The 19,905-nt window shown below is 49.7% G+C and carries 20 protein-coding genes and 3 pseudogenes; 4 read left to right on the top strand and 19 right to left on the bottom strand.

The genetic code is table 11. The features are described 5' to 3' along the window. Position 1: 1 nt before the first annotated feature. From D7S44_RS21550 to D7S44_RS21490, 13 genes and pseudogenes are all read right to left on the bottom strand, one after another. The gene (locus tag D7S44_RS21550; RefSeq protein WP_120458260.1) at positions 2-394 is read right to left on the bottom strand and encodes a hypothetical protein; all 393 of its coding nucleotides are present in this window, start codon (positions 392-394) and stop codon (positions 2-4) included. A 45-nt stretch (positions 395-439) separates the two neighbouring features. After that, positions 440-1,570: a major capsid protein gene (locus D7S44_RS21545; RefSeq protein ID WP_120458259.1), complete on the bottom strand. Its 1,131-nt coding sequence runs from the start codon at positions 1,568-1,570 to the stop codon at positions 440-442. 14 nt (positions 1,571-1,584) lie between these two features. Continuing rightward, entirely contained in the window at positions 1,585-2,340 is a 756-nt protein-coding gene (locus tag D7S44_RS21540; protein ID WP_240629517.1) for a DUF6651 domain-containing protein, read from the bottom strand. 103 nt (positions 2,341-2,443) lie between these two features. Beyond that, entirely contained in the window at positions 2,444-3,847 is a 1,404-nt protein-coding gene (locus D7S44_RS21535; RefSeq protein ID WP_240629515.1) for a DUF4055 domain-containing protein, read from the bottom strand. A gap of 12 nt (positions 3,848-3,859) precedes the next feature. Further along, complete coding sequence (locus D7S44_RS21530) at positions 3,860-5,332, bottom strand: phage terminase large subunit family protein (protein WP_120458257.1); 1,473 nt, start codon at positions 5,330-5,332, stop codon at positions 3,860-3,862. Next, a complete protein-coding gene (locus D7S44_RS21525) occupies positions 5,319-5,888 on the bottom strand; it encodes a terminase small subunit (RefSeq protein ID WP_120458256.1) in 570 nt (189 codons plus the stop codon). The genes D7S44_RS21530 and D7S44_RS21525 overlap by 14 nt, the downstream gene beginning before the upstream one ends. A gap of 224 nt (positions 5,889-6,112) precedes the next feature. Continuing rightward, positions 6,113-6,187 (bottom strand): annotated as a pseudogene (locus D7S44_RS24165) (lysis protein); the annotation flags it as partial. Positions 6,188-6,826: 639 nt separating this feature from the next. Then, positions 6,827-7,300 carry a lysis protein gene (locus D7S44_RS21515; RefSeq protein WP_167456985.1) on the bottom strand — a complete coding sequence of 158 codons (474 nt, stop codon included), beginning with the start codon at positions 7,298-7,300 and terminating at the stop codon, positions 6,827-6,829. Continuing rightward, positions 7,290-7,793 carry a lysozyme gene (locus tag D7S44_RS21510; protein WP_120458255.1) on the bottom strand — a complete coding sequence of 168 codons (504 nt, stop codon included), beginning with the start codon at positions 7,791-7,793 and terminating at the stop codon, positions 7,290-7,292. The genes D7S44_RS21515 and D7S44_RS21510 overlap by 11 nt, the downstream gene beginning before the upstream one ends. A gap of 3 nt (positions 7,794-7,796) precedes the next feature. Then, a complete protein-coding gene (locus D7S44_RS21505) occupies positions 7,797-8,018 on the bottom strand; it encodes a phage holin (protein WP_120458254.1) in 222 nt (73 codons plus the stop codon). Positions 8,019-8,230: 212 nt separating this feature from the next. Then, positions 8,231-8,932 carry an antitermination protein Q gene (locus D7S44_RS21500; protein ID WP_120458253.1) on the bottom strand — a complete coding sequence of 234 codons (702 nt, stop codon included), beginning with the start codon at positions 8,930-8,932 and terminating at the stop codon, positions 8,231-8,233. A 57-nt stretch (positions 8,933-8,989) separates the two neighbouring features. Further along, positions 8,990-9,274 carry a hypothetical protein gene (locus D7S44_RS21495; protein ID WP_120458252.1) on the bottom strand — a complete coding sequence of 95 codons (285 nt, stop codon included), beginning with the start codon at positions 9,272-9,274 and terminating at the stop codon, positions 8,990-8,992. A gap of 15 nt (positions 9,275-9,289) precedes the next feature. Next, the gene (locus D7S44_RS21490) at positions 9,290-9,916 is read right to left on the bottom strand and encodes a helix-turn-helix transcriptional regulator (protein WP_120458251.1); all 627 of its coding nucleotides are present in this window, start codon (positions 9,914-9,916) and stop codon (positions 9,290-9,292) included. A gap of 2,156 nt (positions 9,917-12,072) precedes the next feature. Here D7S44_RS21490 and D7S44_RS21475 point away from each other — a divergent pair. Then, on the top strand, positions 12,073-12,780 hold the full coding sequence (locus D7S44_RS21475; protein ID WP_147402125.1) for a hypothetical protein: 708 nt from the start codon (positions 12,073-12,075) through the stop codon (positions 12,778-12,780). A 102-nt stretch (positions 12,781-12,882) separates the two neighbouring features. Next, the gene (locus D7S44_RS21470) at positions 12,883-13,482 is read left to right on the top strand and encodes a phosphoethanolamine transferase domain-containing protein (RefSeq protein ID WP_240629513.1); all 600 of its coding nucleotides are present in this window, start codon (positions 12,883-12,885) and stop codon (positions 13,480-13,482) included. A gap of 1,005 nt (positions 13,483-14,487) precedes the next feature. Here the strand turns inward: D7S44_RS21470 and D7S44_RS24160 are convergent. Continuing rightward, complete coding sequence (locus D7S44_RS24160; RefSeq protein WP_371315561.1) at positions 14,488-14,628, bottom strand: replication protein P; 141 nt, start codon at positions 14,626-14,628, stop codon at positions 14,488-14,490. 209 nt (positions 14,629-14,837) lie between these two features. After that, positions 14,838-14,993 (bottom strand): hypothetical protein, encoded by a 156-nt coding sequence (locus D7S44_RS23575; protein WP_158591290.1) that lies wholly within the window; start codon positions 14,991-14,993, stop codon positions 14,838-14,840. Positions 14,994-15,535: 542 nt separating this feature from the next. Here D7S44_RS23575 and D7S44_RS24050 point away from each other — a divergent pair. Then, a pseudogene (locus D7S44_RS24050) lies at positions 15,536-15,616 on the top strand (helix-turn-helix domain-containing protein); the annotation flags it as partial. A gap of 45 nt (positions 15,617-15,661) precedes the next feature. Beyond that, positions 15,662-16,084 (top strand): TetR-like C-terminal domain-containing protein, encoded by a 423-nt coding sequence (locus tag D7S44_RS21460; protein ID WP_257026240.1) that lies wholly within the window; start codon positions 15,662-15,664, stop codon positions 16,082-16,084. A 337-nt stretch (positions 16,085-16,421) separates the two neighbouring features. Here D7S44_RS21460 and D7S44_RS21455 read toward each other — a convergent pair whose 3' ends face one another. The 4 genes and pseudogenes from D7S44_RS21455 to D7S44_RS21440 all read right to left on the bottom strand — a co-directional run bounded on the left by D7S44_RS21455 (position 16,422) and on the right by D7S44_RS21440 (position 19,810). Next, positions 16,422-17,963 carry an MFS transporter gene (locus D7S44_RS21455; RefSeq protein WP_205685251.1) on the bottom strand — a complete coding sequence of 514 codons (1,542 nt, stop codon included), beginning with the start codon at positions 17,961-17,963 and terminating at the stop codon, positions 16,422-16,424. Beyond that, positions 17,960-18,448, bottom strand: coding sequence for a MerR family transcriptional regulator (locus D7S44_RS21450; RefSeq protein WP_120458286.1), 489 nt, complete (start codon positions 18,446-18,448; stop codon positions 17,960-17,962). Before D7S44_RS21450 ends, D7S44_RS21455 begins: the two co-directional genes overlap by 4 nt. Before the next feature lie 260 nt (positions 18,449-18,708). After that, positions 18,709-18,849 (bottom strand): annotated as a pseudogene (locus tag D7S44_RS24070) (alpha/beta hydrolase); the annotation flags it as partial. A 67-nt stretch (positions 18,850-18,916) separates the two neighbouring features. Continuing rightward, complete coding sequence (locus D7S44_RS21440; RefSeq protein WP_240629512.1) at positions 18,917-19,810, bottom strand: LysR family transcriptional regulator; 894 nt, start codon at positions 19,808-19,810, stop codon at positions 18,917-18,919. Positions 19,811-19,905: the final 95 nt, after the last annotated feature.

Genomic DNA, 19,905 nt, shown 5'->3' with positions numbered 1-19,905 from the left:
ATCAGTTCCTGACAATCCGCGTGGTGCCATTGTCCAGCGTTGGCCCCGGGGGAATACCCAGTAAGCCACAGAGCTGGCGCCGCCATTGATTATATAAACGGGTACGGTCAGCCACCTCGGATCGGTTGCGCTGCCACACGGCTGCTTTATCTGTATCGAGGTTATCTGCTGCGCGAGTGATGCCGATCTCAAGACCAGCCAGAGTAGCAAGATAGCCCGCTACAATGGCTTCTTCCTCAGGACGCAGGGTATTCAGGCGGTGAGCCAGCGTCTGGTACCGACCGGACGTAACCTGCGCATAGGCAGCATCGGAGCGATCATCAGGCGTAGTGTCACCCAGCATCGGATAGCCCATAAAGCGGCGTGCGTCGGCCTGCTGTTGGAGAGTCAGCATGCATACCTCGTCTGATTAAGAGATGCCTGACGTGAACGCAGCTGGCTATCCTAACAACAAACAGGTGTGTTCTGGTTTGATGTTCTGACAGCCCCATGCCGCGGCAATTTCATAGCGCACGCGGCGGTACTGTTTATACATGGAGACTTCAAACGACATGTTCGTGCGCGGGTCGGTGATCATGATGCGGTCATCCGCCATATCGCCTTCTTCAGGTAGCGCAGGTGCGCGGGTCGCCAGGATAAGGGCGGAGCGGCTGAAAGCAAAATTGGCCGTGAATTTGTTCACAATCTTTACTTCACTGCCTTTACCCAGCTTTTCACGCAGACCTGGCGCGAGAATGGTCAGGCCCGAACCGGGCTGAACGCTGGCAATGATATATTTGTGGCGGCCGGCAATGATGATATCACCGGGATACGCGGTTTTATCATCAGCCTTCAAAGCCATCATGATGTCACCCGGCCTGGCCTCTGATTCGAGCACCAGTTTCTCACCGGGCGCACTGCCTGATGCAGGCGAAGCAACACCCGCTGACTCGCGCAGGGTAAAGCCATGCAGCTCTAGCAGTGTTCCCTGTGCACGTAATGCCGTGGTGCCGGCTTCGTTCGCTTTCGTCAGCTGCGCCATAGTACGGAGCGCTGCCCCCGCCGTGGTATCAATCACACACTGCAAATCACTCAGAGGCGCGCCATTATCAGTGAGAATTTTACGTACCTGCGCCGTATCTGTGAGCGTATCTTTAAAGGGCGTTTTGCCGGCTTCTCCTGCTGCGCGCGATGCCCGACGGAAGAGCTGGCCCAGGTCCACTTCAATCTCATTGACGAGCGTACGCATGGCCTGAGTCACCTGGTCACGACGGATACCGTGATATCCCGGACCCGATTTGATGCCTTTCTGTTGCTCACCCTCCCAGCGGAACGGCACCATGCGGGATTTGGTAATGGTCAGCGGCACATTACCGATATCCTGATCGCCGTCATCGGGCGGTAGCTGGCCGGGTTTCACATCTTCGGCCTGAGAGGCAGGCGTCAGCGGAATGCGGATCGGCTGATTGAGTGCAGCGCGCTCTGCGGAGGCATCCAGCGTGATGGACGGAATGAACCCGCAGAGTTCACGGGACACAACATCCAGTGACTGATACAGGTCGGGGATCAGTTGGGTAAGGGTATTAGACATTCAGAGATATCCTTTTAATCGGTAATCTGCACACCCGCGCACGCTCTTTCGCTCTGCTCCTGAGGGCTGAGGGACTCAAACTGTTCGCGGGTGAGCGTGTTCGGGCTGGTATTGCCATTGCCACCGCCGGAACCGCCGCCTGATGCACCGGTGCCTTTGAGGATCTGGTCTTTATACGGGTAGTGCTCAACGAGAATGCTTAACGCTTCATCAAATCCGGCCGCTTCGCCGGGCCTGACGGCACTGAAAATTTTATTTCCATCACGGTCAAAAGCCGTGACGGCGTCACCCACTACCTGAAAATTGCTGCCAAAACGTGCTTCTACCAGATCAGCCGGAATACTCATCTTCTCGGCGATGAATTTAGACCGGGCGAAACTGCCGCCAATTTTCTCAGCTGTGAGTTTCTGGCTCAGATCGTCGCGCTCTTTCACGATGGGCGCATATTTCTCTTCCAGGGCGCGAACGGCTTCCGTGCGGACCTTCTCGACCTCACCCGCATCCACCAGCGTTTTGACTTCCAGGTTTTTCAGGGTATCAAGTGCCGCCAGAGCAGCAGCCGGATCGGCAATACCTTCAAAGGTCTTGAGCTGCGCTTCCACTGTCTCCGCACGTTCACGGTGCGATTTCGCCTCACCGTTAAGACGCGAAATGGTCTGGAGCGTGCCCGGCGCATCAAATACCAGTTCCTTGCCATCGTCCTGTACGTAAACCGGCTTGCCATCGTTTACGACAACATGTCCGTTCTCATCGAGTTTCAGTTTCATCATGGCCATCCAACCAGGTAAGAGCCATCCGGCTCGTGGCACCGCGCTGCATCCGCAGCGGCCGGCAATAAAAAGGGCCCGTGCGTCTGCACAGGCCTGAAGAAGGTTATACCGGGTTTGGTGTTACCGGTTTGTCTGGCACGGGAGGCGGCATGGCACGGATACGTACCTGCTCATCTTCCCACCGGAGTCCGCTGCTGATGAGGCCACGGCGCTGTATCTCGTTAAACAGCGTCTCGTCTGACAGCGCACGCGTTTTATACATGCCCACCAGGAAGTCTGCCGAGGCTTCAGCCAGCGTGGTGGCGCCAAAGTCATTGAAGATAGTGACGTGGCCGCCCTCGGTCTCGCCAGTCCACTCAGCCAGATACTGCAGCGCCAGCCGGGTTGCATCGGTGAGGTCACACACCATGCGCTGTAATGCACTGGTACCCGCCTCGTTATCTGCCAGCGTCTGAACAACAGTCCGGTGGCCGGGTTTGATCACCAGTAACTCCGCACCTATCTGACGCATCTTTTCCTCAAGGTCGAGAATGTCGGTGCGTCCGGCTTCGATAGCTTTTCCACTGTGTTCGACATAGCGCAGGTCCGCTTCATCTTCTTCTGACATGATTGCTGATGCAGCGCCTACTGAGATGGGACCATCGCCCAGCTTCTTGCCGAACAACACCGGTACGCGCGCGACATGCAGAATGGTCTGCTGGTCACTGCGTGACTGCCAGTGTTCGACGTTGAGCCAGGCCAGCTCTGCCAGCGGCGGTCTGCCGTTCATAAAACCACGCTTGTCACCGTAAACCGGGACAAACGTGATTTTATTCAGGCTGGTGGTGCCCTCATCGTGCAGCTGCCACTCCAGCGCCCCGTTTGTTTCATTGCGCTTTTCGCGATAAATCCGCCAGCGGCCAGGATTCAGTACCCTGACCTGCTCAATCTCTTTGACGACAAATTCATTTTGCGGGTCACGCTCACTCACCGTCTCGACAAAACGCAGAAGAGTAAAGGTCTCCTGCCCGTTAACGCGTTCTGAGTCGTAATCCAGCAGGCTGTTAGCGCTTACCTTGACGAAATAAGGCCGCAGCCCACGCTGGCGTTCCTCAGCCAGGGAGAGCGGCTTATCCGCAGGTGGATGCTCGACCAGAATGCCGCAGAGCCCAAAGGCCATCGCCTCTTCGCAGATGTCAGCAAGGAAGGAATGCAGGTTTGTGCCCTGCGAATCTATATCCGTGAACATGTCACGTATGCGTGCCGGAACCACGCTGTCCTCCCAGGTGACCGGGCGGGAAAAAGGTTTGCCGCTCAGGACTTCAACGGTACGGGCGAATGCCGGAAAGAGTGTGGCCACAGACAGCCGGTTCTGATAGAACGCTTCTTCCTCATTTGGCCAGCGCGGCAGATAGATTTTGCCTGCGAGACGCATCGCTGAGGTGCCGCCCAGCAGCGCGGTAATCATCGGCCAGCAACCAGCCATGGATTCGATTTTTGGCGATCGCCTGCGGACGTCGTTACTCACTGGAATTATCCGTTATGCGGAAAATGGCCGGACCGTCGTGCCTTTCGGCTGGAACAGCTCTGTGATAGCCCAGACCAGCGCATCGAGGCGGTCAGGAGACTTTTTGGCCGTGGCGGGCACATATTCCAGCAACTGATTCTCCAGCTGGTAGAGGTTACCGCGATGCGCCACTCGCCCCTGCTCATACAGCGCTGAGATGGGCTCGGCCCGGGCAAACTTGCCCTTGCTGGCATGGACACGAATGATGCGCCCCCGAAAACCGGCGTTTCGCAGCGTATCCTCAGCCATGTCACCACCCTGGTTGGTTTCAATGACGATGGCTTCGGCATGATGCTCTTCATAAGCCCGGATAGCCCGCTTTGCCCAGGCGTTGGGTGAATATTTGCCGGAGTAATCCGCATCTGCGGAGAAAAGCCGATCGTTGCCGCGCCCGTAACTGCTTCCCACAACAATACCGGTTTCGTCACTTTCGCCGCTGTTGGTCGCCTGCGGGTCAATGGCCACCACCGTTCGCGAAGGCTGAAGGGCTATGTCCAGCGCACGCGCGCCGGACACCATCGCTTCCGTCCAGAGCGCGCCTTCCGCATTGAATCGCCGCGGATGCTGCATGTACTGTGCTTCAGCGGTACGCCGGTGTGAAAACAGCTGCACCCGATGAGACTCGTTATGCTTGAACGGCCACAGCCAGCCATCAGGCAACCCGTGTTCAACCGGTATCGCGTGGGTGTTTTCCGGATAAAGCGTCGTATAAGGCTGGCTGCGGTCAATCAGTACAGGCAGGTTCAGGTGGTGCCACATCTCGCCACTGCCACCCCGCAGCAGGTAACCGCTGAGGTCGTGGTAATGGATACGCTGCATGATGACCACGATGGGCGTAGCCTCAATGGCCAGACGGGAACGGATGGTCTCGTTAAAGCGGGTGTTGACCCCGCCGCGTACCGTCTCACTGTAGGCATCGTCAGGCTTTACCGGGTCGTCAAGGACAAGACAGCCCTGCCAGCCCGGCTCCATATGCCCCGCGCGAAAGCCCGTCACCTGACCGGCCGCAGACGAGGCATACACCCCGCCGCCGTATTCCGTCCACCACATGGCTTTACTGTCTGCATCATCCCGCAGCGCCATGGGCCACATGGCCTTAAAGGCGGCAGACTTCACAATGCTTCGTATTGTGGACGAGTTCAGTAACGCCAGGTTGTGGGAATACGAGAGATGCATAAAGCGGGCGCGACGGTTCAGCGCCAGCCCGCGGGCTATCATGTTGAGGGTTGCCAGCTCTGTCTTGGTGTAGCCCGGGGGAACATTGATGATGAGTCGCCGGATGTCGCCCTCTGTCACCCGGTCCAGCGTCTGCTGAATCACCTGATGATGTGGCGCGACAATCATTTTGCTGCCGGTGCGCTGCTTAAAGAAGTACCGGGCAAAATAGAGCCCGTCCTCTTCGCACTCTATACGGCGTGCAGCGGTCTTGAAGTCAGCAGTCGTCATCCTCCAGCATTTCCCGGCGCGCCTGCCGGTATTCCTCGCGGGTCAGTAGCGCAACCTCCACCGGGCCCCCATCTTTGCCTGTGTGTGCGTGTGTGGCCTGCTCCCGGAAGGCCTGCACAGCGATGTGCTTGCCGAGCAGCTCCAGGTTTTTGACTTTGTCTGGCCACTTTATTTTTTTGAGGATGTGTTCGGTAGTGGTTTCGTCGGAACGGGTGATGGTCGTCAGTACGTCCACCCCGCTCAGCGTCGTACGCCAGACTCCCGGCCACTCGTGCACACGTTTCAGTCCGCCATCCTCATTCAGGATGTCGAGCACATCCATTTTGTCTATCTCTGCCAGTCGACGCAGCACGTAATCTGCGTTTACCTCTACCCTTTCGTTGCGCTCTGATTTAAGTTCGATAATACGCTTAGCAATGTCAGGTTTTGACAGGTTTTCTGAGCCGATTCGGCTTGCAGTTTTATGACTGTAGCCTGCCCTGATGGCCGCCTGCGAAGCGTTCAAATCGATTAAGTACTCGCGACAGAACATTTCTTGTTTGTCGGTGAGTGTCATTTAGGTACCTAAGAAAAGTTATGTATTACTCGTTCCGAGACGCCACCATCCGCTTTTCAGTATTTCAGGACAGCATTTGCCTCGTCTCAGGGGTTTAAGAAATTCACCGCTTATGCTTGAAAGCATCGCGAGATTGTCTAACCTGAAAAGCGTATAAGAAAGAACGAACTCCTATCACGTTTGGTCCACGGATGGGCTGTTTTTTTCAGGCATTTTTGCAGTGATCATTTCAAGCATTGTTCTCTGATGTATTGTTGTAATCCTGCTATTTGCTTTCTGGCAATTTCGATTCGCTCTCTGAGGGTGAAATCAACAAAAAGCCTGAGTGTTGTCGGGCTTTCGTGGTCTGCGTGTTTCCAGGGGCTTCGTTAATGCCTCTTCCGGACTCATCACCCTTAATCTGGCCGCCAAACATCCCATGCTTAATCCGTAAATCCTCGCCGCATCCTTGAAGCACATGTTTTTACCAAAGGCTATGATCATTCTGTTTGTACGCCTGTTTCGTGCTTGCTCATGTGCAGTAGCCCATCGACAATCAGTAGAGTTGTAACCCCGGTTGTTATCTATCCGCTCAATGGTTGCGCCTTTAGGCCTACGCCCCATATCAGATAAAAAATTCTCAAAATTAAACCAGCGCTCATCAATTGAAATACCTCTGCCACCATAAGAGTGGTAGTTCACATCATTAGGATTGCAGCAGCGGCTCTTCATGTCTTCCCAAGTAAAATACTCTGGCGTTTTCTTACTTACTCGTGCGTGTCCGTGTTTAATCTTCAGGCATCCACAAGATCGAGTATTCCCTCCAGTCAGGTTGCTATGCCGAACAACAGTTTCGTTGCCGCACTCGCAAAGGCATAACCACATTTGTTGATTGTGATTATTTTTTTCCTGCGGAGCAGATCACCGTTAAACGCTCGAATACCTCCCCAGACAATGAATTATTTTTTGTCTCGCTCATCAATAATTTGCCTTATGTAATCCTGGAGGTATTTTATTTTTATTTGGTCACTGACGATTCCGGACCGGATGCTGAGAACGTTTCGTCTAGCAACTGAAGAGAGTTCGATGGTGGCATCATCGCCCATGCCGCTGGCGCCGGGGGTTTTATCCTCTGGCATGGCTGAACGGCGGGTTTTGAGGTACAGCCGCTTGCGACCAGCAGCAACATCACGCTGCAGCCGATCGATAGTTGTCTGAGCATCAGTCAACTCCTGTGTGTATCTGGCATCGAGTGCTGCCACTTCACGCTGTCGCAACTGCATATCAGCAATGTACTGCTGCTGTTGCATAACCAGAGCCTGAGCCTTATTAGCACGCAGCTTTTCAGCGTTGAACCGCCCACAGAGCACGAGAATGATGAGCGTGGAGAGCAGCACCTCGATGGTTATAATTACCCATGCTTTAAATGTCATCTGCACTTTCCGCCAGGCAGAGAGAACGCTCCATGTCGCGGCGATTTAACAGCCCTTTTCGTTTGATGCCACCGGCATAAATCCATCGGCGCAGTTCTTCACAGGCTCCCTCTCTGTCGCCAGCATTCAGCCTTTTAAGGAGAGTGGAGCGGGAGAAAGCTTCTGGCCCGACGTTATAAGCAAAGCTGTAAAGCGCAGCGCGCTGATACTCGCCTAGTGGAACCTTCACAAGACCATCAACACTTTCCTGCACCCGTTTCAGGTCAGCCTGCATCAGCCTGTCGCATTCCAGATCGGTATAGGTTTTGTTTCTGACAATATCGGTACCGGTATGACCGTCACAGACGGTCAGGACGCCAGCCATATCCGGATAAGGGACATAGACACGACCTTCCAGCCCATCAGGGCCGCTCAGCAGCATGGTGGCAATGGCAAACGCGCCGGCGCCTGCCGCGACGACTAACCGTTTTCGTAAAGCGACTGGTACCGCCATGCCTTAAGGTCTGCCATTTTTGCAACTGCAGTTAAGTGCCCTGATTTCTGCCATTGTCGCCTTGCGTCTGTAATACCAGTTAATGATGCAGGTAGTCATCGCGATGCTTATGCCTGCCAGAACGCCAAGGGCACTCCATTCTTCCGGACTAAACCACGTCAGAATGCTGTGAACGATAGCGCCCGCAGATGCGCCGTAAGCGACATCGGTTGTCAGTTTGCTCATGAAAGGATGCCGCGCTGGTTATAGAGAAACAAACACGAAACGGGGAAACAGAAACCGCGGATAAAAGCGGTGCATAAAAAAAGCCCTGACAAGGATGTCAGGGCTGAATAAAGGCCTCTAGAGGGTAAGTTACCCATCATTAGAATCAAAGTATCACAAAAAATGGAAAAGTAAATAGCTTACGATAAGTTGGCCAGTATTTTAATAGCATGCTATTTAGTAGCGCGAAAAAGTTGTTCTTCTGCCCGGGACTCTTCTTTATGCAGTTCAGTAACAAGAAACTGAAGCAACAGCTTCACACTCTTGTTCCAGGTATCCAGAGAAACAGCCTGCGTAACCTGGCAGACCGCCCTGAACACCACCAGCGAAGAAATACGCTCATATCCCCGCCCTGAACAGCGTTTGCAGTGCTGATATACGGGCGCTCCCTGCAGACAGGTTTTCATCCTGTTAACCGACTGCCCCCGCCCTTTGCAGTCCTTACAGGCGGCACGGACAGCGCCCTTTCCGCTGCATTTTGTGCAGCGCTTGCCTTTTCTGTACCCGCTGCTGTTACAGGCATGACACGGCATTGTACTTTCAGGACTGCGTGCATAATCCAGGAAAGCGTAGGCCGCCATAATCTCTATGACTGCCAGACATTCGGTTTCGGCCATTTTCCTTAGCGCCGGATAATGCAGGGATTCTTTCAGACCGCTTGCGGTCAGCAGAGTGACAGCCCGGCGTTTGTCTTCCTGGCTCAAATCCATTTTTCCGCAGAAAGCCGAATAACCCAGAGGCGCACGCTTATTGGCCATACCCAGCGCAGCCATGATGTCACTGCCGGAAAAGGATTCAGAAGAAGAATGTTTCGGACTGAAGAAGGGTGAGACAGCTCGTGGAGAATGATACTTAACGATATTCTCAAGTTTCATCGGAAGGACTCTGTGCCGGTAAAGGATGTACGACCGGCACTATGAATCCGCCCTGATTCATTTTTCTGAATGCCTGCCGGAATGACTGGCGGGATGAAGAATGAACTTCTGCATAACCTTTTCTCGGGGCACATCCTGACGTGTCCTGCCGGTGACACAGCACCACATTTCAATCAGCGCTTCACCGGTATGGTGACGAGGGCTTGCTCCCTTCTTCCAGCCAACGAGTGTTGACGCCACGACATCCAGTTCTTCAGCAATACCCTGCAGTGAATATCCCTTTCTGCTAAGGTCAGCCAGGATCCTGAACCAGTCGATCTTGTTGATACTTATGACAGGCACATTTCCTCCCGACACTCAGAACCTGAGCAGCTCTTTCAGGTTTCTGACACCCAGTTTATTGGCACAGTTCTTCCGATGCTGGTACAGCGTTTGTGTGGCAATGCCCAGACAGGCAGAATGGCTGGCCGCGTCAACACCATTAATAAAACCATCGATCACTGAGATTTCACGGTCAGATATTCTGCACCCCCCCGAAAGAGAATGCTGTTTAACAATAAACTGTTCTATAAGAAAAGAAATGTAATCGACAGGCATAGAAACATCCAGGATCGGCTCCAGAAAGCAGACTCTTTCCAGCAGACTTTTCTTACGCCTGCCAAGTAATTTATGACTGTCCCTGAAAATAAGTACGTTACCGTTCGTCTGTCGAAGTAAGGCTAAAAATCTACAGAACCAGTCAGGAAAAAAATCATCGTAACCCAGGCAAATTATACCGAGATTAAACTCCTCAAAAGCACCAGCAATGCCATTAATACAGAGGTAAGGATGACTGTCTGGATAAAGAATAAGATGCCCTTGTTTATTGCATTCCTGCTCGACAAGCCTGAAAAAACCACATCTAAGAATGCTTTCTTTCCCCATAACAATCACATGACGCTTCTTACTCCACATAGCCTGTTTTCCGTTCCTGATATCAAACATAAAAAATGCCCGGTCATGGACGGATATTATTACTACTGATATTACTTGCCGCCTTCAAGGCAAACGTTTACGCAAGGAAATATGTAACTCACCAGAAACCATGTTACACATTGAATTTTAAGAAAACTAATTAAGGCAAATGATAATTTCGGATTAACTTTCAGAGATTTATTAACCATTAATCTTATTAACAGCCAGACTGCTGACAGCTTAAGCACAGAATCTGAGCCAGGACGTTCAGCATTCCCTCAGATTTAGCCAGCCTCAAACGCCAGAAAATTCTTTTACGGTTTTAAGAAATACTCAGGAGTTCACGCAGTGAAAGCCATCCGGGAAAATCATTATCCCGGGTATGCATTGCTGGAGCGCCTTACGGAAAACATTTTATTAGCCAGCTCACGTGCCTGGATGAAAAGGTATCCGGGTATATATAGCGCAGCATTTTGCGGTAATCGAAGAGCCCGCTCTCTATGCGGAAGATGCCAGACATTTTTTTCGGACTCTCCGAAGTCAGGCTGACGGAAAGAAGCATAACGGGAATCAAGAATAAGACAGGCGGGTAGTAGCAGTCTGAACTGAAAGCCGCTTAGCGGCATGAAGGTGCCTCATTACGTTGAAGAATGCATTAATGCTGAACGGTGCTGTTCGTCCGACGCAACTGTTCAGGGATGTAGAAATCGTGAAACTCCGTACCTTTCTCTGAGTGCTATAAGTGCTTTCAGTATGGAGAGTTCTTTTGTCCTCCCTGTGATTTATGACTCCTGTCGGCGGCAGCCTGCTAACGCACCCGGCGCAGCAATGACTCGAATTCAGTCCGTATCGTCCCCCCAGTTAACCGGGAAGCCACAGTCAGCACTGTTATCCATGCATCCCTGTTTTCTTATGCGATCCATACGGCTTACTTTTTCCCGCGAAACCTTCTTTTTCCAGATATCATTCAAGCTGGTATCATGTTTAACCCTTTCGCGCCGCCCGGGATAAGCATTATCATTTTGGCAGGATGCCAGAACAGGGATTATGAAAACGATCAGGATAACTAAAGCTCTCACAATTCAGCCTTTACTGAAGCTAAAAGAACATAAACAGAATGCGCCTGATACGATTCATTATTGTGTATTTATCAGAGCTCCCGGCATGGCCGACTTTACCCCTTGCCAACTTAAACAAAAAATAGTCGCAGATTATCAGACCGAGCATAGAAGTAATAGTCGCAAAGGGAAGGATCGTAAGAGTTCATCCAGTGGGTGGCATTTTTCGCATCATGAAGACTGAAACAAAGAAAGTGATGTGGGTCAGGCCATCACCCGTGCGCCCTCTTCTCTGTTCCTTGATATTTCTGATGCACGCCTCCCACCTCAACACCCCGGCTCACTTATTCCTGATAAATGGAAAATCTGACAGGCGGGAAGTCAGTACAGTCAACGCCGCAGGATGACATTTCGTATTTTGCCTGTCTGACAGACGCCATATCACCCACGTCCGAAATACTAGTATATCAAGACAGATACGGGCCAGAATATCATTGCCCTGAATGAGTCGCATCAGTCACACATCAGATCCCCTGAGACACACATCCACTTCTTTATGAATGAGCTCTTCCGGTAAGAACTTTTCTTTGACACTGAAAAAATCTGTATAAAGCGATTCAGAATAATGAACTCATGCATTTACTTTTTATTTTGTTCATAAATTGAAACATTATCAATCATAGTGATACATGCTCTGTGATGGAATATCGCTTTCCTCATCAGACAACAAAATCAAATGCATTATTATGCATAAAGCCTTAACGGCAGACGTCAGGCCAATGTCCACAGAATAAGAGACAGTGCCTCTAAATCCCTCGGTTGACTCACCCTCACAGCCTTTGTGAGGGTATTTTTCAGATGTCTGGTCTGATGGTGCTGACGCCCAAAGGAGAAGAGATGCGATATTTCATGAGAGCATGGGTAATAGCTTCAACGTTCTACACGATATATGACGTTACAGTTCGACTGTCCGGACTCTACCCGGATAAGACTAACCTCGTAATGGTAGCGGGAATAGTGATTAACATTGTGATGAACACGTTCATCCTGAATGCTCTGTTCGGAGATGAGGAACAATGACATTCCCTCACCTGCAGACTTCAACACGTATTCAGCGAGATGACAGCGATGAGTGATCAAGCCATGAGCCATTCCGGTTTTCCGACCATTGATGAAATCAAGTACATCAGTATGGCCAACAAAAAGCTGGATTGTGTCGTTTATGCCAGGAGTATACCTGTCATATTTTTGATTAACCCGAAGCGGCTTAATTTGCGCTCTGTCCAGACAGCCGCTGGTTCCGCAATGATATTTTTTCGTGCCGGCGCAGAGGAAAAAGCGCTGAAGATAAGCAACCTTTTTGCAGATTTTGACTGTTATTACTCAAGCTTTCTGGCGGCGGGTTTAAGCGTGCTGAACGGGGATTCACCAAAACTGAAAAGGTATAATATCTCGTCCACGCGGGCCTGCACCGGATACCGGATACCCACCGGCATTGAGCCTCACGAGGGCATTGAGTATGCCCTGATGCAAAAGGATCTGAAGCGCGTGGCGATGTTTGAATACTGCATTCCCATTGAGTTCATCACTAATCCCTTACAGCTGGATATCAAATACCTGGATTTCAATAAAGGTCAGGGTCGGATCTATTACAAATCCGGGTACGAAATCAGTGCGAAGGAACTCAGGAAGGAGCTCAGCAAAAGCATCAGTCCCTTTGACGAAGACCATATCAGGCGGGTTGGCAGATTACTGGGATACCAGAACGTTGATATCGAGCAGTACATTGAATACTGCCGTGACCTTTATAGCTTTTACGGCTATGCATCCCGCTGACTGATGTTCCACGGCATCCTGCACCCTGGCAATCTTACTGTTTCAGCCTTACTGAGGATACGGAATACCTGTATGTCAGCCTTTCACTTCAGGAAGCCGGTAATGCATCGCATTACTTTTATTGTATTGTTCTCGCTGTATATCACCGTTTTTCTGAATATTGCTTACTACAGACAGGCTCTCACCCTCATACCACTGACCGGCCTGCACAACATTCTTTTTTTCCTTTCAATGCCCGTGGTGGTCTTTAGCGTCATAAATATTGTGATAACCCTCGCCTCATTTGTCTGGCTGGACAGGGTAACTGTTGCGCTGTTTATTCTTGTCGCTGCCCCTGCTCAGTTCTTTATTCAGCAGTACGGTATTGCCCCTGACCGCTCGATGATCACCCACATCCTCAATACCACACCGGCAGAAATCAGAGCCATACTGACCACCCGCATGGTGCTGGTCTTGTTTTTTTCGGGGGGTGCGATGGCCGCACTGGCTTTCTGGCCATGCTTTAAGAAATTTATTCCGTTGTGGAAAGGCCCGGTTTACCGTGTCGTAAACATTGACGCTTCTGTCACCCTGGTAGCGCTGGTCATGATACTGTTTTACAAAGACTACGCGTCGCTGTTTCGTAATAATCCTGAGCTGGTAAGCACTCTGAGTCCGTCGAACTTCATCGTAGCATCTCTGTCTTATTACTATCACCGCTAACGGGCTGACCTTCCACTGATAAAAACTGATGCTGCAAACGTATTCAGTGACGTGAATGAAACTTGCAGACTCTGAACATGGAGAAATTTCGTTGAGATGGATTACAGGGATTTTAGTTTTTTTTCTTCCTTTCAGCTCACAGGTTGCCAGCGAAACTATGTATCGCTGTCTCATACAGCAGTCATTTAATCAGCAATCCCTCTGGCTGGGTGAAAAGCAGTAGCCGGTCTCGATAAGAACCGGTAGCGCTTGCTGGGTTAATGCGAAGATGGAAGCGCTTGTTGATGCTGGCCTACTGACCTCACAGGTGAAAGCAGGACGAAAAGTCTGGGAACTCACCCCGTACGGCCAGGTTTCATTCCGCAGGCATCATGATTTATGCTAGGGGACCATGCGTGTCAGAGACATAAAGGCGGTTTCGACAGATCATTCAGGCGTCACTAACGGTACCTTTACCTGTTACATTCACGCTCTGCCCGCATGGGCAAAAAATCACTCGGTCCGCGTGGCTAATACCGATCTTGGTAAGCTGGTCATGGGTGTCAATAAAGTATGATATCCGTCGCGGTTCAGTACGGGGCGTCAGAAAAAATCAGGTTTATCAGCGAGCCTGAACAGCCCGATATACTGTATCAATTAAAAGAGCTTAACTGCCTCTTTACGAAATTCAGAAACCCAAACCCGAACTTTTGCAGCCGTACTGAGAAGATTTTTTACAGCCAGACTGCTTTATTTATGACATTTTCCCCCGGGTTCACGCTAAGAGCACTCGTCAGCTTTTCGCTCTTAGCGGGTATTGGCCGCTTTGAGGCTTCGGCATTCTCATTCTCCGGGGCTCTCTTCCAGATTGTCATACAGTAACCTCAGATATCGAACTATTACCTCTTCTAAAGGTTTACGTGCCGTCAGTTTTAGCAGTACAACCCCTTTTCAGTCTAAGCTGCTCACGGATCCGGTTGATTTTACGTAGTACCCAAACATGGCTGGCTGACATATAAAGCATTGTCAGTTATATACAAGGGCAGGTAAAGGGACTCCAGTACTGACTCGACGACACATTTTCTGAAGCTCTGAATAGCACGCCTGACACAACTTAGTTTCCGTCAAATTCTTCGTTCTCATCTGGCTGTAAAGACCAGTGACCACCTGTGCTTTGTCAATTAATCTAACGACAGATATTGAGGGCTGCGGTGCCTGATACTACCCGGCGAGCCAGGAAACAATATGATGGTCCCGGCAGATGCGCCATACGCTGCGTCCGAAGCCACATCTGGTAAAGAGCAATCTGGATTGATTGGCTCGGCACAGAAACGAAAAAGGCCCGCCGAAGCGGGCCTTTTTAACTTAAAGGGAGGTCAGTCATGTTCATCAAAAAGTGACTCTAAAAAACAGCGCTGATGAGGACTTAAAACCCATCCATCCAGACGGTCTGCTTTATTATCTTGCTTCTCTTTTTTTTCTTCATATCCATCTATGTTGTCATTTCTCCCTGTATGTAAATCCAAAAGCATGGTCCACCCTTAAACGTATAAAAAACAATCAATTAGCATTGTTATAATCCCATGCGTTATCTTACCGCATGGTTCGAATAGATTTTATACACCCTTTATTAAGAATACCCCTACCCAAAAAAGTTTAAAAAACGTGAAGTGAGTAAGGTTCTTCCCTTGCGAACCCTGACGAGAATCCCAGTACACACGTGAAGAATTCGCCTGAGGGGTTTTTTTATGGAAAAAATCGCCCCCTACAACAGGCCGCTGAACCGAAGGATGTAGTGATTTGCAGGGCCAGAACCGAAAGGCCCCCGCCGAAGCAATTCTTTGAAAATTTTAATTAATTCGTGGAGTTCGCATTATTCGCTAAACAAGAGAAAACGTTGCCACTATAGTGCACCGGTCAGTTTTAAATAGCTGACAGAGGAAACTTGAATCTTTTCCGCTTACTGCTGGTTCGCCGGCAGTAAGCTTTTTTTTGGCGGTCGCAAAAAAAGCGTCTTATTTCCATGCAATGTCTAAAGCGCATGGTTTTGAAATTTGAATAAGGGTATGCCAGTACTAACCTGAATGAAGTGGCTAAGCGTGCAGGTGTGGCAAAAGGTACGCTTTACCTGTACTTTGCGACAAAAGAAGATTTATTCAGGGCCGTTGCACGTTCTGCATTTACCAGTCATCTGGAAGGGATGGATAAGGCTGCCTCTGAACTCAGCGGTTCAGCGCGATTCATTATTCCCTTGATTCTGAATACTGCGGCCGAAGGCGCGAGTAACAGTCATGTGCCGGCCATAGCCCGTATGGTGATAAGCGAATCGAAAAAATTCCCTGATCTTGCACGCATCTGGCACGACAATGTTGTCGCCCGCGTACTCAGCCTGATAACTGTCGTGCTTACTGAAGGGCAAAAGCGGGGAGAAGTCAGGCATGGAAATGCGCTGCATCAGGCGCTTTCAGTCATCGGACCGATGGTAACGGCGACGCTTTTTCATGAAATTTTCCCAGAAGACAGCACACTGCGGCCTGATCTGGACTCGCTGGCGAAAAGTCATGCTGATATAGTTTTAAGAGGCCTTTTTGAATCACCATGCGGACTGGACTCAGCCATGTGAGTAGTATTTAAGCACGATGTCCGCCTTTGCTATTGGCGAGCATGGCTGCTTTACTCTCACAAAACATCCCCCCGCTCCCGGGAATCGGAACCGCCTTTGTCGGGCTACAGGCGCCAAGTGAATCTGGTATGGCTTTTGGTGCCTTCATGCGCTAACGCGCATAATCTTTTCACCTCTGGCGGGGCTGAGTTTAATACAAAAGGGGGCAAATTTTGCTCAAATGGCTAAACGCAATCAGCTTCTTTTTTTCATTTCGGATCCTGATTTATCAGCCTGAGGATAGTCTGGCAATAATACTGAAGAAACTACCGGACAGCTCTGGCAGGACAGGTTAAAATCAAATTTTTCGCTGCCACAAAGAAAATATTCCCGCAATCAAAGCTATAGCTGCAAGAAATAAGAAGCCATCCTGAACGCTCAGCATTTCAGATTGACTAATAACCATCTTCTGGATTAACACAAGTGATGCCTGCTTTATTTCTGTCTCAGGAATCATAGTAAGCTGCCCGGATAGTGTACCCATCATGTTCTGAAAGGCAATATTATTCATGGTAACTGCCTCGGCAAGACGAGAATAGTGTAGCGCTTCCCTTTCCTGTTCGAGCATAATGACAGACGCGGTAGAAAAAGAGTAAGTCAGTTGCTTTACAATATTTTTCAGTCTGTAACTGTGACTGTAGTCCTCTTCACTAAAAAGGCTGAATGCACTGCCGCCGACAGGCAAAGCGATCGTCAGCAGCAATCCACCACGCAAAAACAAAGGTATCAGCAAGCAGTCTTCACTTACATCAGGTGGCATTTTCAACATCCATATTGCAATAACAACAGCTATCAGCCAGCCGGGAATAATTATTAACTTTTTATTTTTTATCTTTGGAGCAAAGCGAAAATACAGAAACATCAGAGATAGCGCAAGTAACGACGTCCCTCCAACTAACAGACCAGCATTCTGAACAGGGTAATTCAGTCCTCCTTCAAGCATTCTGGAAATAAGATACCCCATAGAGTTATTTATATAATAATAAAGCATATACATCACCAGGCCGGTTCTGAATAAATCGGTTCTGAAGGTACGAAGGTTCAATAGTGGCCGTGGATGTCGCCATTGATGGTAGGTAAACCAACCCAGAGCCATAAGCCCAGCACCTGTCAGCAGTGGCATAAAAGGAGCCGAGGTAAAGCGCTGGAATTGTACCTGCTGCATGACGGTCTGTAGCGAAATGATAGCCAGCGTAAAAATAATATAAGGCCAGAAATGCGCTTCGGTACGTTGTGACGTCTCGGATTTCCCTTGTTGCGGTACCACATAAAACACCATGAGTGCTATGACGCCACCGGTTAATGACATAGCGGCAAAAGGTGTTCTCCAGCCTAAATAGCCAATAAGGTAGCCCCCTATCAGGGGTGCAGCAGCACTCGAAAGCAGTATGCAGAATAAAAACAATTTCAATGCCAGGCCACGCATTTTACCGTCAAGGGAGAACTGCAGAATTATTCTACAGATGCTTAACATAGGGCCCATACAGTAACCCTGCACCGACCGCAGGGTAGCCATTTCCGCTGAAGAACTCGTAAAACAAACCAGTAATGAAGCCAGGCTGAAACCCAGCAAACAGAGCGTCAGATATGCACGATAACCGATGCGCTCAATAAGCCATGACTGCTGAAGTATCCCAACTACTGAAGCCACCGCATAGAGACTGGTTGACCAGACCAGTTCATCTGCAGGTGCATTGATCCCGCCGGCAATATAACGGGCATAAAATGAAAAAAAAGTACTATCGAAAAACTCTAACCCCACGCACAGTGCGATGGTTAAGGGGAAAAATATATCTTTTGTAAGCCTAGTCCTGTCATGAGCAGAAACTGAAGTCATCATTTTTTACTTATTTTATCCGTGTATTTTGAAGAAGCCAGCCGTTCACTAGTCAGGGCTGCAGATGATTCTCCGGCTATACGACGGGCCAGATAAGTTAAATCCTCAGTTAACTCATTTTTCAGCTTTCCAGCTTCGCTAAGCTCCTGCCGGGCTGACTCGATTCGCTGAATAACAATATTCAGTTTCTTTTCTATGGCTGAAGCAATATCACGTAATGTTTCCAGACTATATTCTGCCGCTCCTGCCTCGTTCACTTCCATAGGCCGGCTGATAATTTCCTGAATGGTACTGAGAGAGAAACCTAACGCACGTAAACGGATAATACGCTTTAAGAGTATCAAATCGTTATCATCATAAAGCCGGTAACGTCCCCTGGTGCGTTTCGGGACAACCATGCCGAGTTCTTCATAATACTTAAGCGTCCTGTGCGTCACACCGAGCTGTGTCGCCGCCTCTTTGATGGTTATGTAAGCGTGATTTTCCATAAATTTTACACATTGCTTTAGATGAACGTAGATAATATATACGTACACGTTCATCTTTGGAAGTAATCTTCGTTCAGCGGGCATACGATACTTCCCCACAATGACAGCTACTTATTGTTTTTTAAAAGGTTATAGAGTGAAATAAGGAAAAGCGCTCGCCCTGGAGGAGCGCCTGTTACTGTAACGGCTGGTGTTAAGATCTTTTCCCTGGTCAAACTTACGTGACCTGCGACCATCACCGGCTGGAGGAACAACATTTACGCAAACGCACAACCATCCCAGGCCAAGGTTTTCTATGCGTGAGAGAATAACATTCGCGTCTCTCCGCCTAGCAGCTGGCCGCGGGGAGTGCTGTACTTTTCTGTTGCTTCATACACATCACGTTCAGTCAGATCATGTGCTTAAACCATTCCCGGGCTTGCGGATACTCTTATGGGGCAATTCATGCAAGGTCGTTGAATTTTGGGCTCACTTTTTATTTCTGAGCGCTTCAATAATGACATTAAAAGCAGCCGAAGACTTCAGGCGGCTGGTGTAATACAGATAATATTCCGGGAAGGTAATAGTGAAGTCGTCCAGAACGGTCAGCAGCTGGCCGGAATCGATATCATTCTGCACCAGTGCCTGCGGTACATATGCAAATCCATAGCCATCAAGACAGGCCTGACGGACCTGATTAATGTCGTTAACGACAATTTGCCCTTTTACCCGCAATTTTTGCTCCTGCCCGTCAATTAAAAACGTCCACGTCAAATTCTGCCCATGCGTGGGTAGCTGCAGATTGATACACGGCAGGGTAAGCAGTTCTGCTGGGGTTTCAGGCAAATCCTTGCCGGGAAGATAATGAGGCGATACGATGACGACCATACGGTGTTCCGCGCTAATCGGGATGGCAATCATATCCAGAGCGATCAGCCCACCTCGCCTTACACCAGCATCAAAGCGCTCTCTGGCAATATCAACCAGACCATAATCGGTGATGAGTTCAAGATGAATATCGGGATAATTTCTCAGCACCGGCGCTAACTTCGGCCACAGCACCTGCTGAATGGCATATTCATCGGCAGAAATACGAACCCTGCCTGCAGGTTTATCACGCATTTCAGCGAGTTGCTCCAGCCCATCTGAGATTTCTTCAAATGCCGGTCCAATAATCAGTGCCAGGCGCTCTCCCGCTTCCGTAAGTGTCAGACTTCGGGTTGTGCGATTTAGTAATTTTAGCTGCAGGCGTGCTTCAAGGTTACTGATGGTCTGGCTCACTGCTGACTGGGACGTTCCCGACTTCACGGCTGCCCGTGTGAAACTCCCCTCCTGAATCACCGTCAGAAATGTAATGAGATCGTTGAGATTCTCTTTCATCATATTAATAAGCCACGCTAATAACTGTCATTTGATTATCCCAGCTAATCAAAAATGCTGTCCACTCCTATCATCAATTCATCGTAACTACTGGACCC

The organism is Pantoea piersonii (assembly GCF_003612015.1).
GTDB lineage: Bacteria > Pseudomonadota > Gammaproteobacteria > Enterobacterales > Enterobacteriaceae > Pantoea > Pantoea piersonii.
This window is presented reverse-complemented; position numbering and strand designations above follow the sequence as displayed.

What these genes read in the sequence shown, in the direction of transcription:
- D7S44_RS21545 (WP_120458259.1), bottom strand. Translation starts at nt 1,570, where the DNA reads ATGTCTAATACCCTTACCCAACTGATCCCCGACCTGTATCAGTCACTG.
- D7S44_RS21525 (WP_120458256.1), bottom strand. Translation starts at nt 5,888, where the DNA reads ATGACACTCACCGACAAACAAGAAATGTTCTGTCGCGAGTACTTAATC.
- D7S44_RS21500 (WP_120458253.1), bottom strand. Translation starts at nt 8,932, where the DNA reads ATGAAACTTGAGAATATCGTTAAGTATCATTCTCCACGAGCTGTCTCA.
- D7S44_RS21530 (WP_120458257.1), bottom strand. Translation starts at nt 5,332, where the DNA reads ATGACGACTGCTGACTTCAAGACCGCTGCACGCCGTATAGAGTGCGAA.
- D7S44_RS21505 (WP_120458254.1), bottom strand. Translation starts at nt 8,018, where the DNA reads ATGAGCAAACTGACAACCGATGTCGCTTACGGCGCATCTGCGGGCGCT.
- D7S44_RS23575 (WP_158591290.1), bottom strand. Translation starts at nt 14,993, where the DNA reads ATGCTTTTGGATTTACATACAGGGAGAAATGACAACATAGATGGATAT.
- D7S44_RS21455 (WP_205685251.1), bottom strand. Translation starts at nt 17,963, where the DNA reads ATGATGACTTCAGTTTCTGCTCATGACAGGACTAGGCTTACAAAAGAT.
- D7S44_RS21515 (WP_167456985.1), bottom strand. Translation starts at nt 7,300, where the DNA reads ATGACATTTAAAGCATGGGTAATTATAACCATCGAGGTGCTGCTCTCC.
- D7S44_RS21550 (WP_120458260.1), bottom strand. Translation starts at nt 394, where the DNA reads ATGCTGACTCTCCAACAGCAGGCCGACGCACGCCGCTTTATGGGCTAT.
- D7S44_RS21450 (WP_120458286.1), bottom strand. Translation starts at nt 18,448, where the DNA reads ATGGAAAATCACGCTTACATAACCATCAAAGAGGCGGCGACACAGCTC.
- D7S44_RS21490 (WP_120458251.1), bottom strand. Translation starts at nt 9,916, where the DNA reads ATGTTTGATATCAGGAACGGAAAACAGGCTATGTGGAGTAAGAAGCGT.
- D7S44_RS21540 (WP_240629517.1), bottom strand. Translation starts at nt 2,340, where the DNA reads ATGATGAAACTGAAACTCGATGAGAACGGACATGTTGTCGTAAACGAT.
- D7S44_RS21510 (WP_120458255.1), bottom strand. Translation starts at nt 7,793, where the DNA reads ATGGCGGTACCAGTCGCTTTACGAAAACGGTTAGTCGTCGCGGCAGGC.
- D7S44_RS21460 (WP_257026240.1), top strand. Translation starts at nt 15,662, where the DNA reads ATGGATAAGGCTGCCTCTGAACTCAGCGGTTCAGCGCGATTCATTATT.
- D7S44_RS21475 (WP_147402125.1), top strand. Translation starts at nt 12,073, where the DNA reads ATGAGTGATCAAGCCATGAGCCATTCCGGTTTTCCGACCATTGATGAA.
- D7S44_RS21440 (WP_240629512.1), bottom strand. Translation starts at nt 19,810, where the DNA reads ATGATGAAAGAGAATCTCAACGATCTCATTACATTTCTGACGGTGATT.
- D7S44_RS21470 (WP_240629513.1), top strand. Translation starts at nt 12,883, where the DNA reads ATGCATCGCATTACTTTTATTGTATTGTTCTCGCTGTATATCACCGTT.